The sequence below is a fragment of the Paenibacillus sp. FSL L8-0436 genome (genome assembly GCF_038593025.1).
GTDB lineage: Bacteria > Bacillota > Bacilli > Paenibacillales > Paenibacillaceae > Paenibacillus_AQ.
Genome location: NZ_CP151955.1, coordinates 2,470,545 through 2,488,512 on the forward strand (window position 1 = coordinate 2,470,545; position 17,968 = coordinate 2,488,512).

The window sequence follows — 17,968 nt, forward strand, 5'->3', positions numbered from 1 at the left end:
CCGGAGCTGACGGCCAGAACTGGAAGCAATCCTACGTCTACGGAGCCGGTGAAGAGCGGATCAGCATGAGTTATCTGGTCAGCGGAGACGAGAGTAATGATTGGGAACCAGCTGATGGAGCCAGTGGTGCAGGAGCGGCGGCTGTAGCGCCGAAGACACTCTATTATCTGAGTGATGCACAGGGAAGCGTGATCGGACTGGAAGGCCAAGACGGCAGCATGTCAGCACGGTACCGTTACGACGAATTCGGCGTAGCCGAAAACCCGGAGAAATTCGACCTGAACTGGTCCGGTCCAGACAACTTGTTCGGCTACACCAGCCTGGGCTATGATTACTACAGCGGCTACTCCCATGCGCAGGCGCGGGATTTTGACTCTAGTATTGGCCGGTTTATTAGTGAGGATACGTATGAAGGGCAGATTGATAATCCGCTGAGTCAGAATCTTTATACGTATGTGGAGAACAACCCTTTAAGATATGTTGATCCCTCAGGAAATATAGCAATGGCGGCAGGAGGATTATATTTAATTCCTGGTGTTGGAGAGGTATTGGCTGTTGTTACTGGCGCAGGTATTGTAGTGTATGGAGGATACAAGATTTATCAGTGGGCTACTGCTCCAGAAGAGGCGCCTAATGTGTCGATTCCGAAAAAAATAGAACTTAAAGTAATTCCAGGTGGAAACAATACTAACAAACCAGATCCAAATCCTAAACCCAAAGCTCCACCTGTAAACCAACCCAATAACGATAAACAAAGAAAAGAACCAACGAAAATTTATCGGCTAGGAAGTGATAGTCCTTGGAATTTGACACCTAGGGCTACAGATGCGACTACAGGATTATCGTTCCAACTAACTCGTCCCACCTCTGGAGGTTTTATTGAAACAACAGTTGAACAAATAAATGCTACTGGAATACTTGTAGCCATTATTGATGGGCAGAACCATGTCTCGGTTGTACCTACAGATGGGAATCTTAAGTATTGGGCTTCTCAACGTCCAAATACTGGGGACCCCGCGAAAGATTCATATAATTATAATACTCAAGGAAGTTGGAATAGATACACAACCACTTTGTTAAATATCTTTGGTTCTTATAATAAATGGGTTCAAAAGAAAGGTGGACGATAAGAAATGGAAAAATACAGTCAGATGGATATATCAACCATGATTGAGAGACTAGATGAGTTACAAAATTCTCAACGAATAACAGAAGCAATAGATCTTCAAAAAGAATTAATTGAAAGAAGAGAGGATATTATCCCCTTTCTTAAGTTATCAAAAAAAGATTCGAGTTTTCTAACCTTTTTTTCTGCTTTTTTTATACCTGAATGTGATAAGGATTTTTTAAAACTAATGAAAAAAGAACTATTCGAAGTGATAAATAGTATGGATTTAACTGAACACGTAGATCTATTGCTTGTTGAAAGTTTGACTCATAAAGGGGTTTTTACTGAAGAACTGAACAAGAAATTATTTGAAAAACAAACGCACATTCAATATTTTTATAATTATTCAAATATGAATAAATATATTTTGTCTGACTATTTGAATAAATTATCGTCTTTATTAAAAACATAAGGTGGACGTGACATTGGTACTCATATTCCATTAGAGACGTGAACATGAAAAAGAAAATTGATTATATTGGAAGTACTGGTACTCAGCATTTTTTCGACTGGTTGCTCTTCTTCTCGAAATAAAGCATCTGTTTCACCAGCGACTCAGACGGATGTATTTGCACAAACGGGTAATGAGAAAATAGAAGACTCTACAAGTGAATCATATTATGGGGTTTGGAAAATAACCAAGGTTTTAGGATATGGACCAGTAAGCGCATATGACCGGGATGGAGTGGTGGATTGGGAGTTGATTTTAAACGAAAGTGCTTTTATCGGTGAGTTTTTGCTGGCTCAATGTGAGGGCAGTTGGATGTGGAAAGAAGATTATGAGGCGCCGGCTATCGCAACGAAAGATGGGAAGGTTATCATCAATGTTCTGCATCGGGTAGCCCGTTATTGGAGTAAGCCTGAACTGCCAGAGTATCATTTGGATAACATGCTGAAATTGTTGCAACCACATCCGTACTTATGAAGCAGTAAACCCCGAAATTTCCGGGATAAATGTACACTTTCAAAGTTTAAACAATAGTCGGCATAACTAGCATGGCCGACTGGAAAAAGATGTACTTATTCAGGTTAAAGAGCTTTGCTGCGGACGATTATGAAAACCAGCCTGCAAGCAACTTCGTAACCCTTAGAGCACTTGAATACTGCCAACATGGCAGGTTCAGGTGCTTTTTGTTTCCGGCGAAAGGAACTTGATAACATCGACAGTACAAAGCTGTACTTTAAACTTATGCTTAATTCCAAAAATGAACTATATATCTTGAACTCATAAAATTAAGAACTGCTTGATCGGGTGAAAGATAGTAAAGAACCGAAAAGGACGGGGAGCGAAATGACACATGAACAAGAGATTGAAAAACTGACCGCAGCGATGAAAGAAACGGAAAGCACACGCATGTACGAAAGATATCTAGCTGTACGTTTGCATTTAGGCCAATGCGCAGAAGGTTACAGTGCCGGAAAGTGTCTATTCGGATAAGGAAGTAAAAGGACTGGAAGCAGGCGGGGCCGCAGACGCAAATGCAGATGCAGTTACCAATACAGATGCATTGTCGGAGCTGTTAGATCCGCTGTCATCGATTGCAAATCCATCCTTAAGTCCAGCAGGAACGATTCCAACCGATGATGGAGGAGCTTCATTATCCGGCCTGCCGGAAGCAGATCTTGAATCTGGCGTCACGGAAGAGGTATACGGGGCAGACAAAGTCCTGAATCCTGACGCACTGCTGAAGGTTGCGCAGGCAGCAGGCCCTCAGGTGCTGGAGAGCAACCGCTGGGATGCATCGAACCGGCTGATCGGGAATACCAACGCGTACGGCGATATCACCACATACAAGTATGACGGTGACGGGAACCGGGTCTCCATGCGGACTACCATTGGTGACGGTGCAATTCAGGATGCCTATCTCTCAAGCAATCCTGCCGGGAACCGGGATGGCTGGGAGCCGCAATATAAGAAGCGGCAGATTGACATTTATTTTACCAATGACATCACCATGAGCATTCCACAGCCTCTTATGGCAACCGGAGCTGACGGCCAGAACTGGAAGCAGTCCTACGTCTACGGAGCCGGTGAAGAACGGATCAGCATGAGTTATCTGGTCAGCGAAGATGAGAGCAACGATTGGGAACCGACTGATGGAGCCAGTGGTGCAGGAGCGGCGGCTGTAGCGCCGAAGACACTCTATTATCTGAGTGATGCACAGGGAAGCGTGATCGGACTGGAAGGCCAGGACGGCAGCATCTCGGCACGCTACCGCTACGACGAATTCGGCGTAGCCGAAAACCCGGAGAAATTCGACCTGAACTGGTCCGGTCCAGACAACTTGTTCGGCTACACCAGCCTGGGCTATGATTACTACAGTGGCTACTCCCATGCGCAGGCGCGGGATTTTGACTCTAGTATTGGCCGGTTTATTAGTGAGGATACTTATGAAGGGGATATTAATGATCCACAGACGTTGAACTTATATACGTATGTGGAGAATAATCCGTTGAGGTATACAGATCCTAGCGGACATGAGGCACTACCAAAAACTGTAGATGAAGTAATTAGAGATTTTAAGGTTATAACAGGCGGGGCAGCTAAAGGGGCTAAGAAAGGTTCAAAAACAGGGCTGATTGGCTCAGTTGTTAGTGCTTTTATAAGCGCGCTTTTTGCTGCAACTCCAGTAGGTGAAGATCAAGAATATATAAATACAAAGGTTGCAGAAAGTTTAAATATCTCTATTCTAAGTTTAGAAGAAGCAGAGGATATAAAAAAAATACATCAAAAAATATAGTGTATAGATCGCTTAGTTCCTATGATGTCGGTAACCTAGTAGCTGGGAGAGGTATTCTTTCCAAACACACCCCTCCCCATCGAGAATGGTCTTTACTTGAGCACATACTAGATGGAAATAAGAAAGAAGATGGAAAAGATATATCTATGGGTTCTGATCCTTGGATAGCTACAACTAGAGAGTTGAGAATAGCTAATGAGCGATATAGAGGCAAGCATGGAATTGTTGTGATTGACTTAAATAAAGTTAGTTCAATTAAAAAGTCCGCACAATATGAATTTATGGGACTGTATGAACCATTTGGTGTTGAATATGCAGCTGAAATGGCAGAGAATGATAGTGAAGTATCAGTTTATAAATACATTCCAATAAGTGCGATTGTGGGGTGGATTCCATGACAAATGAAGCTGAATTAAGGAAGGACATATCATCGATTGTTCATAAAATTCTTATTTTGATTAGGAAAGACAGAATTATACCAAATGGAGAAATTTCAATGTTGATTGATTATTTGGATGATTTAAAAATATTCACTAAAGGAAGAGATGATATATCTAAAAAACTAGTATATGAATTATTTTATCTATATACAACTGTTATTAGCCAAATATCTTACAATAAAGATGTAGACATCAGCATTGTTACAGAATTATATATGAAGATTACTTCAGTTTTCAATGATGGCCTTTATCAATAAAAGACCACATGAGAGGAAACGGGACTGCGCCCTGTTTGTGAAACAGAGATTAAAACACCTACTAAGTTTAAGCAACCAGCCGTCGGAAATCTATCATACACAAGAAATTAAGTTTTTTTAACCTAATCTGGCGTCACGGAAGAGGTTTACGGGGCAGACGAAGTCTTGAATCGAGTCTGTAAAATATATTGTGTAAACTCTCAAACCCATTAAAATGGAAGTAAGAGAAAGGTTGGGGAGAACACATGGGACTTTGGACAAAACAGCAGTTACGGGAATTTATTAAGGAAAACAATTTGGTAAGCGCACAGGATGCGCAAAATGCTCTAAAAGAGCTATTCGCTGAGACGATTCAGGAGATGCTGGAAGCCGAAATGGATACTCACTTAGGCTACGGAAAGCATGAAGTAAAGGCGAAACTCACTCCAAATAGTCGCAATGGAAAGAGCCGAAAAACGGTCGTCAGTGAGTACGGTGAACAGGAAATCGCTATCCCTAGGGACCGTCTGGGTGAGTTTGAGCCACTTGTCGTCAAGAAGCATCAGTCGAACGTAACGGGCATCGAAGAACAAATCATTGCCCTGTATGCCAAAGGCGTCAGTACAAGAGAAATCCAGGATCATCTAGGACAGATGTATGGCATTGAAGTCTCTCCTACGCTCATTTCCAATGTCACGAACAAGATTGTTCCTCTCATTAAAGAATGGCAGAACCGGCCTCTGCAGGGCGTCTATGCGGTCGTCTATCTGGACGCCATCCACTTTAAAGTCAAACAAGACGGGGCCATTATCAACAAGGCCGCCTACATGGTCATTGGCATTGATTTGGACGGAAACAAAGATGTGCTGGGCATGTGGATCGGGGAGAACGAGTCCTCCAAGTTCTGGCTGAGCGTGCTCAATGAGCTGAAAAATCGCGGGGTGGGGGACATTCTCATTATCTGCGTGGACAACCTGTCCGGGTTCTCTCAAGCGATTGCAGCCTGCTACCCCCAAACTGAAATCCAGAAGTGTATTATTCACCAGATTCGCAGTTCCACACGGTACGTGTCGTACAAGGACATTAAGAAGGTGACCGCCGACTTAAAGCCTATATACAAGGCCGCTACTGAGGAAGGCGCCTTGCTTGCTTGAACTCGACCGTTTTGAGGAAGTCTGGGGCGCTAAATATCCTCTTATTATCCGTTCCTGGCGGACAAATTGGGACGAACTTGCTACCTTTTTCAAGTACCCGCCTGAGATCCGCAAACTCATCTACACCACCAATATGATCGAGAGTTACCACCGCCAGCTACGCAAAGTAACGAAAGGAAAAAGCATCTTTCCTACGGATGAGGCATTGCTGAAGATGCTCTATTTAGCTACCGTTGACGTCACTCGGAAATGGACGGGACGTGTACAAAACTGGGGGCAAATGCTGCTCCAGTTGTCCGTCTTCTTTCCTGATCGGGTCGGTCAACACTTGCGTTAGATTCGCGACTTCCCCCTCGGGGGAATCTATGCTTAAAAGAGTTTACACAAAATTATTGACAGACCCCTTGAATCCTGACGCGCTGCTGAAGGTTGCGCAGGCTGCAGGCCCTGAGTGCTGGAGAGCAACCGCTGGGATGCATCGAACCGGCTGATCGGGAATACCAACGCTTACGGCGATATCACCACATACAAGTATGACGGTGACGGGAACCAGGTCTCCATGCGGACTACCATCGGTGACAGTGCAATTCAGGATACCTATCTCTCAAGCAATCCTGCCGGGAACCGGGATGGCTGGGAGCCGCAATATAAGAAGCGGCAGATTGACATTTATTTTACCAATGACATCACCATGAGCATTCCACAGCCTCTTATGGCAACCGGAGCTGACGGCCAGAACTGGAAGCAGTCCTACGTCTACGGAGCCGGTGAAGAACGGATCAGCATGAGTTATCTGGTCAGCGGAGACGAGAGTAACGATTGGGAACCGGCTGATGGAGCCAGTGATGCAGGAGCGGCGGCTGTAGCGCCGAAGACACTCTATTATCTGAGTGATGCACAGGGAAGCGTGATCGGACTGGAAGGCCAGGACGGCAGCGTGTCAGCACGGTACCGTTACGACGAATTCGGCATAGCCGAAAACCCGGAGAAATTCGACCTGAACTGGTCCGGTCCAGACAACTTGTTTGGCTACACCAGCCTGGGCTATGATTACTACAGCGGCTACTCCCATGCGCAGGCGCGGGATTTTGACTCTAGTATTGGACGGTTTATTAGTGAGGATACTTATGAAGGGGATATTAATGATCCACAGACGTTGAATTTGTATACGTATGTGGAGAATAATCCGTTGAGGTATACAGATCCTAGTGGGAACAGGGCATACAAAGGCTCAAGCCAATAACGTCCTTCGGGAAATCTTCGACTCGTTGTACCGCTGATTTTGGAAATGACCAAAGCGGCAACCGTAGACAACACAAGCAAAATCGAAAACCCGGCATCAAGAAAAATAGCTTGAATACCTGTGGATGCATAAGTCCGGCAAGCCGAAACGGCCAGCAGTATGTTTACAGAAAAGATAACCCACAGCGTCTGCCGCTCGATTCTTTTTTGTTCCATCGTTCTCCAATCCTTTCCTCCTTACACTCGATAGATGGGGCACGTTGCGCATCGAAAGGCTCCATCCAAACGGGCGTGCCACGTAAAATCCAACGGGATTACTTCAAAATCGCGTTCTTTAAGTTGCTGCTGCAAGGAAATGTGTCTTTTCTGAACGATAATCTGCTTGGGTCCCACCATTAAAATATTCGTTCCCATCTCGGCGCGTGTTTTTTGATCCACTTCAATAAAATCGTATGTGTTCAAAGGGTAGGGGAGCGGAGATTGCAGTGATTCGCGATGAATGATGCCTTGCTTTTCCCCGATCAACGTCATGCAGCAATCCAAATGCAGGATACCGTCGTTCGCCAGTCGGATGGGAACGACCATGATCCCCGAGCCGAGCCGATGTTGCAACCATTGTGCACCTTTCATATTGCTTGCATATTTGCCAATCCCCACATAAACGTAAGGAAGATCGACAATAACATCGCCGCCTTCCAGATAGATGTCCGACGAAGGGGAAATCGTTTCGATTTTGGCTCCGGCAGCACTCATTTTATTCAGGATGGAGCGATACCCGCGCATTTCTTTGTTTCGCATGTCGATCTGTAGATTGGCGGCGATCATCGTTTCGTTTACACACAACACTGAATCGCGGGCATACATTTGTCCGAGCCCCGGCGGTTCCTCCAATTGAACCCTCACTTCGTCAAGACGAAGTACCTGAACCCCGCGGCTGGTCAAAGCATCTCTCAAACCTTCCAGTTCCCGCTGATACTTTCGTACCAAGAAACGTGGAACCGCCCTGCCGGAGAAAAGCGGATAGACCAGACGGGTAATTACCTTTTTCCACCAAGCGCTTTCGTCTTCCGATTCAATATCATGTGTGCCGGGAAAATAAAGGGACGGGGCAACTCCCAAAATGACCGTCTTCAACTGACCGTACTCATTTTCAACACGAATAGGATTCATCGATAGCCTCTCCATTTCTAAAAATTCCCGAACAAAACACATGCCATGCTGATTGTACGATATGAAGAAATTGTTCGTTTGTACCATATTGGAATTGCATCATGACTCCGTCCGAAATGCAAATAAATGCGTTTAGCAAGTCATAAATATCATGGTTCCTAATGGTGCCGTCATCCATGCCTTTTGTGAAAATCGAGGCGAGCAACTCTTTCAATTGCCGCTCGTACAAAGTTAATTTCTCTAAAAGCACAGATTTCAATGCATATGGCGGAAACGATGACATTCTTCTGAAAAAGTTGAATTCTATTTCTTGATCGGCTTCCAGCGGATAACAGGCAAGATGCTGAAAAATGGCGTATAACTGCTCTTCCGTATCTGAATCTGCGATCTCGTCAGTCAATCGCTTCAACAGCTCTTGGTTTTTTCGAATCAATTCGTCTACGATGGTTAGAAAAATCTGTTCTTTTCCTTTGAAATGCGAGTAAAGAGAGGCTTTGCGAATGCCGACTTTTGCTGCAATAGCTTCCATGGAAGTTCCTTCATAACCGTGAATTGAAAATAATTTTAAGGCTTCCTGCTTGATCAGATTTGATGAAGACATACAATCCCTCCCACAATAATACTACCGAACGGTAGGTAGTGTTATTATACTTCAAAAAATAAACGCATGTCAACTTCTAGCGTGGCGCGATTCATTCTATGTATGACATGCTGGATTGCGAAAACCAATCGCCATGACATTGATAATCAAATTCATTTAGATTACCATACAGAGTAAGAGGTTTGGCGAAGGAGTGCGGACAAATGCGAGAAGAAAACTTACAGGCATTCACACGCCCAACGAAAGAAGGAGAGCACCAAATTTTTGCGGGACTGCTGAAATGCTCGACCTGCGGACAAGGGCTGTCCTTTGCTCGTGGCGGCAGCAGTAAAACGGCTGGTGGCAAAGGTGGACGAGGCAGCTTCGCTTGCAACCAGTCCAGAACGCGCGGCAAAGCCTATTGCAGCTTTCATTACATTAGCTATGTGGATATTTACGAGATTATTTTGGCGGATTTCAGCGTCATGCCTGGATTGCCAAGGAGCAGGAAAGCGCCTTTGTGGAGATGGTTGCGACCATGAGCGAGAGCCAGCAGAAGAAGCAGTGGGGAACAGCAATTAAAGAGCGGGATAAGCTGGCTAAGCGGGAGAGCGAACTGCAAACCATTTAACGGAAGCTGTATGAGGACAATGCTTTAGGAAAAATCACGGACGAGCAGTATGTGGCATTGTCACGAGATTTTACAGCAGAGCAAGCTCAATTGAAGGTGCGGCTCAAGCTGTTGGAAGAACAGCTTCAACAAGCAGAGAGCAAGCGTGAAAACACGACTCGATTTTTGGAATTGGTACGAGAGTATACGGATATGAAGGTACTAACGAAGCCAATATTGAATGAACTGATTGACAAGGTTCTGGTGTATGATGCCGAGAAGGTGGATGGCAAGCGTGTACAGCGCATTGATATTTATTACCGATTTGTCGGTTTAATTTCGTAAACAACAGAGGTTCTTACCTCGTTAAAAAAAGATCACTCCGTTGAGGTATACAGATCCTAGCGGGAATATGGCATGGGAACCCTATAATGTCAAGCAGCTAAGAATCATAGTGGATGAAGCTAGGGTGAAATCTAAATTCAGTACAACCAATAAGAATTATCAGGTGTACAAGGATTTCATATGGAATCACTACAACTTTGCATCTTTCATGAAGAAAAACCAGTATAATTACTTATATGGATTGTTAACGGGAACAAGTGCCTACACGAACAGTGCCGGTAATGCAGGCTGGGCGAGAGAAGAGTTAATAAGTGCATATTATGAATCAGTAGAGGCAGAGTATGTCGCAGCTATGGCGTTGGGATATGCTACAAACGTCAGTATGCGTGGCAGTGTAGGCAACCAGAATAAGACAAAGAGCAAATCTTCATCTGGATGTAATTGCTTTGTAGCGGGTACTAAGGTTCAAACAGACGAAGGGGAGAAACCTATCGAGGAAATCGAGGTAGGGGATAAGGTTCTCGCCAAGGACGAGAATAACCCTGACGGAGAATTGGCTTACAAGGAAGTAACAGGTTTATACCGCAACCTACGTGATGATATTATTAAATTGCATGTTGGTGAGCAAATTATCGAGACGACTGACAATCATCCGTTTTGGGTGGAAGGCAAAGGGTGGGTCTTCGCAGATAAACTTCAAGCGGGCGATAAACTCCAAAAGGCTAACGGAAGCAACCTAACGATTGATAAGGTCGAGTTCGTTAAACTGGATGAGCCTGTAGCTTAAAAGAATAAATATTTCGATATAAACAAAGACTTTGACCTTGGGGGTTGCAATCCTCAAGGTCTTTCTTTTATCCCCACCCAGAGCTGAATGAGTTGGACGGCAGAACCAGAGTGAAGTTACCCTCATTACCTCAGTATGATATATCCCTGATATGACTGTACGCACACACATTTAATCTATGACCATTGTTAACACTGATAATAACCCTCAAATCACCAGATATGAACATGATTTATTTTGAAAACCTTATCTTCGTTTTCTCACGCATCAATAAAAGAAATCTGACGATTGATAGGGTAGATTTGTTAAGCTGGATGAGTCTGTTACGGTCTACAACTTTACTGTTGCTGGCTATCATATGTATTATGTAACCGATTTAGGAATTTGGGTACATAATACGAATACGGGTGATTGTATTATTAAAACAGGTGACAAGACACTCGGAGGTCATTCATTTAGTAAACATGGTGCAGAACATGCAAATGAGAGAGGGTTTTCATCTCAAGCGATTGACAACATAATAAACAACAATAAAGGGAATTGATTTAGCGAAAAGGAACATCAATAAGGTTAAATACTGTATTTCGAAACCTTGATTGGCTTTATGCCTTCAAGGTTTCTTTTTTAGAGGGGGACGAATGAACTGATACATTCAATCAAAAAGAGTCTTGCGATTCGTCAGACTAATGTCACACGTGCCAAGAGAATGCCTATTTTCATTCTTATTACGAGCGAAAGATAGCAGAGGGAAAAATCAAACAACAAGCAGTTGTCTGCTTAATGAGGAAGCTGGTAAACATCATCTACGTCATGATGAAGAAAAGTCAGCCTACGTGATGCCGAATACCCTGTACAACAGGCGGGATGATAGAATAGGTGGTAATTGGGAGCTTTCTCAGTTGCCACCTTCTTTATTCAAAGCTCCGCTTTATAAACTAGGATACGTATGAAGGGGATATTACGAATCCGCTGAGTTTGAATTTGTATACGTAAGAAAGATGGATCACTAGAAATGAACTTAGAAAATAATATTGTGGAAATTTCCACATAAAAGTTAAATGATTTGAAAGGTGGAATTCGTGTGATAATACCTGTGCTTAAAAGTATTGATTTTGCTGGAAACCCAGAAAAGCAGACTGATTTTAATGTGAGAGTAACAGCTTATGTTCCAGAAGAAAATGATAAGGGTGCAGACTGCTTTCATTTCCAAATGATTTCACCAGAATATCTGGCGAAATTTTTAAGTGGAAATAATCTTTTTAATGGAAGGGCAACATTCATTGTTAATAAATTTGACCTAGCTTTGTTGGAACTAGAAGTAAATAAGATTTTAAAGGATTGTATCCGTCCTACTTGGGATGAAGTGGGGAAGGCTATTAACCGACATTTGAGATGGGAATACGATAACATTCAATACTTGTCGAGTGAGGAGGTACAAACAAGGGTAGACCTAGATTAATGACAAGGACTTAAACTGTATCAGGCTACCTGGGTCTGTCAATAATTTTGTGTAAACTCTTTTAAGCATAGATTCCCCCGAGGGGGAAGTCGCGAATCTAACGCAAGTGTTGACCGACCCGATCAGGAAAGAAGACGGACAACTGGAGCAGCATTTGCCCCCAGTTTTGTACACGTCCCGTCCATTTCCGAGTGACGTCAACGGTAGCTAAATAGAGCATCTTCAGCAATGCCTCATCCGTAGGAAAGATGCTTTTTCCTTTCGTTACTTTGCGTAGCTGGCGGTGGTAACTCTCGATCATATTGGTGGTGTAGATGAGTTTGCGGATCTCAGGCGGGTACTTGAAAAAGGTAGCGAGTTCGTCCCAATTTGTCCGCCAGGAACGGATAATAAGAGGATATTTAGCGCCCCAGACTTCCTGAAAACGGTCGAGTTCAAGCAAGGCGCCTTCCTCAGTAGCGGCCTTGTATATAGGCTTTAAGTCGGCGGTCACCTTCTTAATGTCCTTGTACGACACGTACCGTGTGGAACTGCGGATCTGGTGAATAATACACTTCTGGATTTCAGTTTGGGGGTAGCAGGCTGCAATCGCTTGAGAGAACCCGGACAGGTTGTCCACGCAGATAATGAGAATGTCCCCCACCCCGCGATTTTTCAGCTCATTGAGCACGCTCAGCCAGAACTTGGAGGACTCGTTCTCCCCGATCCACATGCCCAGCACATCTTTGTTTCCGTCCAAATCAATGCCAATGACCATGTAGGCGGCCTTGTTGATAATGGCCCCGTCTTGTTTGACTTTAAAGTGGATGGCGTCCAGATAGACGACCGCATAGACGCCCTGCAGAGGCCGGTTCTGCCATTCTTTAATGAGAGGAACAATCTTGTTCGTGACATTGGAAATGAGCGTAGGAGAGACTTCAATGCCATACATCTGTCCTAGATGATCCTGGATTTCTCTTGTACTGACGCCTTTGGCATACAGGGCAATGATTTGTTCTTCGATGCCCGTTACGTTCGACTGATGCTTCTTGACGACAAGTGGCTCAAACTCACCCAGACGGTCCCTAGGGATAGCGATTTCCTGTTCACCGTACTCACTGACGACCGTTTTGCGGCTCTTTCCATTGCGACTATTTGGAGTGAGTTTCGCCTTTACTTCATGCTTTCCGTAGCCTAAGTGAGTATCCATTTCGGCTTCCAGCATCTCCTGAATCGTCTCAGCGAATAGCTCTTTTAGAGCATTTTGCGCATCCTGTGCGCTTACCAAATTGTTTTCCTTAATAAATTCCCGTAACTGCTGTTTTGTCCAAAGTCCCATGTGTTCTCCCCAACCTTTCTCTTACTTCCATTTTAATGGGTTTGAGAGTTTACACAATATATTTTACAGACTCGGCTACCTAGGCTTAATATTTTTTATGTATTTAGATGACTTATGGTAGCCGAAATAATAAGCGATATTTAAAGACCTTGGGGGACAAAATGATGATACACGGCTTTTAATTCCGCTAAGTGCAGTAAAAACAATTGCTCTGTGGCCTCTCTTGATTAGTGTGATTTATTAGAAATTGTTGGACTTACACGACGATAAATAGTATACAGCACTACATAGAGTAGAACAATTCCATGTAGTTCCCCCCCCCCCCCCCGCCCCCATTTATAAATGATCTGCTATAAATTATACTCAAATTTTCTCTATGACTACCCTAACTCATCGTGGTGAGCAGAATGCCAAGTTGTAGTGTCATATAATGTATAATAGTTCATTATGCAAGTCGGAGTATTCGATTAACTAAAAATCAAAAAGGCTAGGAGTTAAACTCCTAACCTTTCTGACGCTCTTGTTGCTTTTTTAGTGCTCTGCCCCGTGGTACAAGACGATAGGTTGATTTGCGGTTGACAAAACTGGAACAATGCTAACGATAGCGAGAACTAAAAACATGGAGACTACAAATTTTTTCATGAAGCTTCAACCCTTTCTTTTATAGTTTTTATTTTTGATTCGAAAATCTTTATTTGAGTAGAGTTTGCATATTGGCGTAAAGATTCAAAATAAACAATAGCCTGTTTAAAAACATTATCTGCACCAGTCGTATCTGCTGAATTTATCAGTTTTATGCAATACTCTATCGCTGTGAAAAAATCTTGTGTGTTTGTTTTATATTTAATCATGTTAAGAAAAAAAGTTTGACGGTAAGAAGCTATAATAACATCATTTGTGGACTTGTCTTCTAATTTAGAGGTATCACTTGAAAATAGATTTAATTGAGGATCGACATTAAGGTTGAACTTGGTAGCGGTTTTTAAAAGAGTATTTAGTCCTGGCAATATTTCTTTTGGATTAAGAGAAAGGAAGGATACATAATGATCCATAACTTCAATGTTACCAGAAAGCAATTCTACTTCAAATCTATTTGGTTGAGATATGTACTTATAATATTCCACTTCCTTAAAGCCTTCATCATCCAAATCTTGAAACCAGCTTAAATTGCTGTATTCATCAATACAAGTCCGAGCTTCGTCATAATCTTCGAGTTCTTTGTTCGCCAAACCCTTCATTAGCAAACTATAGCCGTAATAATAAACTAAAGGTCGTTGATGATTTTCATAAGAATTACCAGCAGTGTAATTATCGTAATTATTAGCAATTCGCCTATGAAAAGCATCTGAAAGTTTTAAGAGGTTGTGCCAACTCTCAAAAGAGTAAGCCATTTTTAAAACTTTAACAGCCAGATCATAATCTAATAGGTTTATGTCTATATCTAAAACGAGATTCCCATCCACAGGATCACCTTCCTATAATTACCTAATTATAGAATTATAATACAAGATAATCAACGAGTGGTCAATTATGTTTTATCGTTTCGTAATACTTTTTGATAATGGAGGGGCAAAGAAAAAGTAGAGAGTTGTGAAATGTTAATAATGTATAAATAAAGGTAGGGACCTGGAATTCAAACTAACTCTAACGTCGAAGTCTGAGCAGTGGTTCTCTTGTATACCTTAAGAAACAACTAATTAAAAGGCTCTACATATCCCGACCATAAACAATGAAAGTCGAGTTCTGCGCTCTACAGTAAAACATAGTTTTTCCTTAATATGAGATTGGGAGGGGAAGTATGGTGAAGATAGCTATAAACTTTGACCGACAACTGGATGAAGAGACCTATCATTTAGTGGAAGGCCTTGCGAAAACAAGAAGAATGAAAAGAGATGTCAAGATACTTTCTAGTATGGTTCAAGGTAAAGATATGGGGGTTGACGGCGAATTTTATTACAATCCATTAGATTTTCCAGAGTCTGGACAGAGCGTAGATCCATCCATTGTTGATTATAACACTCCGCCCAGTTGCCAACCGGACCTCTGGTTGCATTGGGAACCAACCAAAGATCGTAAGCAAATCATATGGACCTCCAGTGAACAAACGGTAAATATTGTGGACTGGCTGGTTTATTTGGTTCAAAAAGTCTTTGGGCCAAAAGGTTACTGCTTGAGTGGAGATGTACAAGTAACCGGGTCTAAAAGGATCAGGATAGAGAACAATGAGATATTTGTAAACGACAGATCTATAAACGCCATGGAAACTTTGATGAACATTATGATGTCAAATATGAGGCTGGATTTGAATACATCGGTTTTACCTGGACGAATACTTAAGATGGAGATGTCTCCTGGTGAGAAATGGGCTATCGAGGTCGAAGACACCTGTTTCGAAGTGAGGACTGTATTGTCTTCAGTTGAGAATGAGATTACTTTGGTACAGCAGTTTAATGATGTTTTATTCAGTTATTCTGGCCATCTCCAATTAGATAGTAAGGATATTGAAATTCATTGGAGTGATGACGGCATGAGATCCGCGGTTTTCCTGAAGGGTGTTCTTGTGACTGTTTATGACTTGGCAAACCAAAGAATGATCAAATCCGCGTTGGACGAAGGTGACCTGATTCCAGTTCCTGGAAAGTGGGGTGGATTCTATGAGTGATATATAAGAACGAATAGGGAGTTGCCGGAAGAAAGTATAAGAGAACTACTGGGTTTTCTAGAGGCACTAAGAAAATTCACTAAAGGAAGACATGAAATATCTAAACCTTTGGCGTATCAATTGTTCTACCTTTACACAACAGGTGTAAGTCAAGCTGCTCATAACAAGGATCCAGATAATACTATACTTACGGAGTTATACATGGGCATTGTTGCCGTATTTAGTGATGCTCTTTATCAATAATCAAATTTGCTATATAGATTGAACTTAAAATTTGAGAGAAGGGAAATGAGCAACGGTAGAGTCTGATGAGAAATTAATTGCACAATACCATCGGCTGAAGTAATGATGATTAGATTTATCATTGACAAAATATTTTATTTATGCTATAATTTACATATCTAAATTTACCGTTTATAATAAGATTCTCCTGGCCAGGGGGAGTCTTATTTTTGTTTATGCGGAGGATGATTGTATGTTGACAAATGAGTCCAGTTTAACTTCCTTAATCTCAGCGTTTGGTCGAGCCTATCATAGTAAATATGACACACCCAAAATTTTCGATGATTTTATTGCCAAAGATTTAATTACGGCAAAAGAATTTACAGATATCAGCGAGAATATGATCCAAGGCATATCCTTTTTTAACCAAGAGATTGCTCAAAAATATCAAGAGGACCCGGATGAAATTTTAAAGTGGATTACACAAGTCCAGCTTTCTCCAACACCTTTGGCACGGGCTGCGTATTGTGAACAAGTATTCCTGAATGAAGCGATGCTCGGACTAAAGCAGTATGTTATCCTTGGAGCCGGGCTAGATACTTTTTGTTTCCGGCATCCGGAACTGGAGAACAGCGTGGGAATTTTCGAGGTTGATCATCCGGCTACACAGGAATTGAAGAAGAACAGGTTGGATGAGGCTAATTTAACATTCCCGAGGAATCTTCATTTTGTTCCTATGGACTTTACCAAACAGTTTTCTTATCAGCATCTGATAGAGGCGGGATTTGACAGCACAAAAACATTCTTTAGCCTGTTGGGAGTTTCTTATTATTTAACGAAAGAGGAAATTTCGAACTTGATCCATCATTTATTTGCTAACGTCCCTTCAGGCAGCTCAATAGTCCTTGATTATGCAGACGACAGACTGTTTGAGGAAAAAGGGATGTCTAATAGAGTTGATAATATGGTGAAAATGGCTTCAGCCGGTGGAGAACCGATGAAATCAGGCTTCACGTATTCGGAAATCGAGAAGCTGCTGGAGGGCGCAGGCTTACTAATCTACGAGCATCTATCACCGGCTGAGATCAATGACCGTTTCTTCAGTCACCGGACGGATTATTTGTCTGCTTTTGAGACAATTCATTATCTCCATGCGATAAAAAAATAATCGATCAATGACCGCAGGCTTAGGAAAGAGACCACATTCCTTGAGATTGCGTTCTCTTTCTATTTGTCCAGCTGAATATTTAACTCATGATACCCCAGGGTTTGACAAAATGCTAAATCATTAAATGCCCAAACTAGGAATGGAACCCACTCGCCGGGGTGAGGTTATCAACGCCACGTTATTTTAAGAACAAGGATAACCTGACGATCGAAGCGTTTAAGTCGTTTTTGGCCTATTATGGCCTAAAGATTGAAGCGGAAATTGCAAACACCATGACAGCCGGGGATATGCTCGACGTTACACTGAAGCATATCTTAGATTAATGTATCGCAGCTGGATGGAATTGAAAAGATGCATATCCCGTATTCAGCTCAAGGCAGGCTGTTTATCCAGTTTTTTTCGAAAGCTGTCTTGGACCGTAATTTACAGGAAGTTGTGTCCAGCAGTTATCTAGCTAATGTCCATGGCATCGCAAAAATCTTTGATTACGGCAACAGGGCGGGACAGATGACTGTAGAGGATGCGCAAAGCGCTGCCTATGGGCTGCTGGCTATGGTACTAGGACTAAGCTTCTTCAGAGTAGCGGACATACCGCCAAGCCGCAGCGAAGACAACCGGTACATTTGCGAGGATTATGTCAGAAGGTTCACCAAGCATTGAATATGC

17 protein-coding genes and 2 pseudogenes are annotated in these 17,968 nt (G+C 42.6%); 15 read left to right on the forward strand and 4 right to left on the reverse strand.

What is annotated here, in order from left to right; translation table 11 throughout:
- Window positions 1–65: 65 nt before the first annotated feature.
- The 8 genes and pseudogenes from NSS79_RS11155 (at window position 66) to NSS79_RS11190 (ending at window position 6,982) form a co-directional block, all read left to right on the forward strand.
- The gene (locus NSS79_RS11155) at window positions 66–1,130 is read left to right on the forward strand and encodes an RHS repeat-associated core domain-containing protein (RefSeq protein ID WP_342439411.1); all 1,065 of its coding nucleotides are present in this window, start codon (window positions 66–68) and stop codon (window positions 1,128–1,130) included.
- A 3-nt stretch (window positions 1,131–1,133) separates the two neighbouring features.
- Window positions 1,134–1,580, forward strand: a complete 447-nt coding sequence (locus tag NSS79_RS11160) for a hypothetical protein (RefSeq protein ID WP_342439412.1) — start codon at window positions 1,134–1,136, stop codon at window positions 1,578–1,580.
- A 66-nt stretch (window positions 1,581–1,646) separates the two neighbouring features.
- Window positions 1,647–2,093 carry a hypothetical protein gene (locus NSS79_RS11165; protein ID WP_156130855.1) on the forward strand — a complete coding sequence of 149 codons (447 nt, stop codon included), beginning with the start codon at window positions 1,647–1,649 and terminating at the stop codon, window positions 2,091–2,093.
- Window positions 2,094–2,883: 790 nt separating this feature from the next.
- A complete protein-coding gene (locus NSS79_RS11170; protein WP_342440346.1) occupies window positions 2,884–3,909 on the forward strand; it encodes an RHS repeat-associated core domain-containing protein in 1,026 nt (341 codons plus the stop codon).
- 146 nt (window positions 3,910–4,055) lie between these two features.
- Complete coding sequence (locus tag NSS79_RS11175) at window positions 4,056–4,307, forward strand: hypothetical protein (RefSeq protein WP_342439413.1); 252 nt, start codon at window positions 4,056–4,058, stop codon at window positions 4,305–4,307.
- Window positions 4,304–4,606, forward strand: a complete 303-nt coding sequence (locus NSS79_RS11180; RefSeq protein WP_038589182.1) for a hypothetical protein — start codon at window positions 4,304–4,306, stop codon at window positions 4,604–4,606. Before NSS79_RS11175 ends, NSS79_RS11180 begins: the two co-directional genes overlap by 4 nt.
- A gap of 245 nt (window positions 4,607–4,851) precedes the next feature.
- Window positions 4,852–6,076: pseudogene (locus tag NSS79_RS11185) on the forward strand (IS256 family transposase).
- Window positions 6,077–6,190: 114 nt separating this feature from the next.
- Window positions 6,191–6,982, forward strand: coding sequence for an RHS repeat-associated core domain-containing protein (locus NSS79_RS11190; RefSeq protein ID WP_342439414.1), 792 nt, complete (start codon window positions 6,191–6,193; stop codon window positions 6,980–6,982).
- 236 nt (window positions 6,983–7,218) lie between these two features.
- Here the strand turns inward: NSS79_RS11190 and NSS79_RS11195 are convergent, their stop codons facing one another.
- Window positions 7,219–8,151 (reverse strand): arginine deiminase family protein, encoded by a 933-nt coding sequence (locus NSS79_RS11195; RefSeq protein ID WP_342439415.1) that lies wholly within the window; start codon window positions 8,149–8,151, stop codon window positions 7,219–7,221.
- Window positions 8,132–8,752, reverse strand: a complete 621-nt coding sequence (locus NSS79_RS11200; RefSeq protein ID WP_342439416.1) for a TetR/AcrR family transcriptional regulator — start codon at window positions 8,750–8,752, stop codon at window positions 8,132–8,134. Before NSS79_RS11200 ends, NSS79_RS11195 begins: the two co-directional genes overlap by 20 nt.
- 203 nt (window positions 8,753–8,955) lie before the next feature.
- Between NSS79_RS11200 and NSS79_RS11205 the strand changes: the two genes are divergently transcribed.
- From NSS79_RS11205 to NSS79_RS11220, 4 genes are all read left to right on the forward strand, one after another.
- Window positions 8,956–9,273: a zinc ribbon domain-containing protein gene (locus tag NSS79_RS11205; protein WP_342439417.1), complete on the forward strand. Its 318-nt coding sequence runs from the start codon at window positions 8,956–8,958 to the stop codon at window positions 9,271–9,273.
- 146 nt (window positions 9,274–9,419) lie between these two features.
- Window positions 9,420–9,686, forward strand: coding sequence for a DUF4368 domain-containing protein (locus tag NSS79_RS11210; protein WP_342439418.1), 267 nt, complete (start codon window positions 9,420–9,422; stop codon window positions 9,684–9,686).
- 124 nt (window positions 9,687–9,810) lie between these two features.
- Complete coding sequence (locus NSS79_RS11215; RefSeq protein WP_342439419.1) at window positions 9,811–10,473, forward strand: polymorphic toxin-type HINT domain-containing protein; 663 nt, start codon at window positions 9,811–9,813, stop codon at window positions 10,471–10,473.
- 1,081 nt (window positions 10,474–11,554) lie between these two features.
- Window positions 11,555–11,932, forward strand: a complete 378-nt coding sequence (locus NSS79_RS11220) for an Imm8 family immunity protein (protein ID WP_342439420.1) — start codon at window positions 11,555–11,557, stop codon at window positions 11,930–11,932.
- A gap of 97 nt (window positions 11,933–12,029) precedes the next feature.
- Here NSS79_RS11220 and NSS79_RS11225 read toward each other — a convergent pair whose 3' ends face one another.
- Both NSS79_RS11225 and NSS79_RS11230 read right to left on the reverse strand, forming a co-directional pair.
- Entirely contained in the window at window positions 12,030–13,250 is a 1,221-nt protein-coding gene (locus NSS79_RS11225; RefSeq protein ID WP_342435582.1) for an IS256 family transposase, read from the reverse strand.
- Between the two features lie 638 nt (window positions 13,251–13,888).
- Window positions 13,889–14,713 carry a hypothetical protein gene (locus NSS79_RS11230; RefSeq protein ID WP_342439421.1) on the reverse strand — a complete coding sequence of 275 codons (825 nt, stop codon included), beginning with the start codon at window positions 14,711–14,713 and terminating at the stop codon, window positions 13,889–13,891.
- Between the two features lie 335 nt (window positions 14,714–15,048).
- On the opposite strand from NSS79_RS11230, the gene NSS79_RS11235 reads away from it, so the two are divergent.
- The 3 genes and pseudogenes from NSS79_RS11235 to NSS79_RS11245 all read left to right on the forward strand — a co-directional run bounded on the left by NSS79_RS11235 (window position 15,049) and on the right by NSS79_RS11245 (window position 17,962).
- A complete protein-coding gene (locus NSS79_RS11235; RefSeq protein ID WP_342439422.1) occupies window positions 15,049–15,912 on the forward strand; it encodes a hypothetical protein in 864 nt (287 codons plus the stop codon).
- A 475-nt stretch (window positions 15,913–16,387) separates the two neighbouring features.
- Window positions 16,388–17,302: a class I SAM-dependent methyltransferase gene (locus NSS79_RS11240; RefSeq protein ID WP_342439423.1), complete on the forward strand. Its 915-nt coding sequence runs from the start codon at window positions 16,388–16,390 to the stop codon at window positions 17,300–17,302.
- Window positions 17,303–17,426: 124 nt separating this feature from the next.
- Window positions 17,427–17,962 (forward strand): annotated as a pseudogene (locus tag NSS79_RS11245) (TetR/AcrR family transcriptional regulator).
- Window positions 17,963–17,968: the final 6 nt, after the last annotated feature.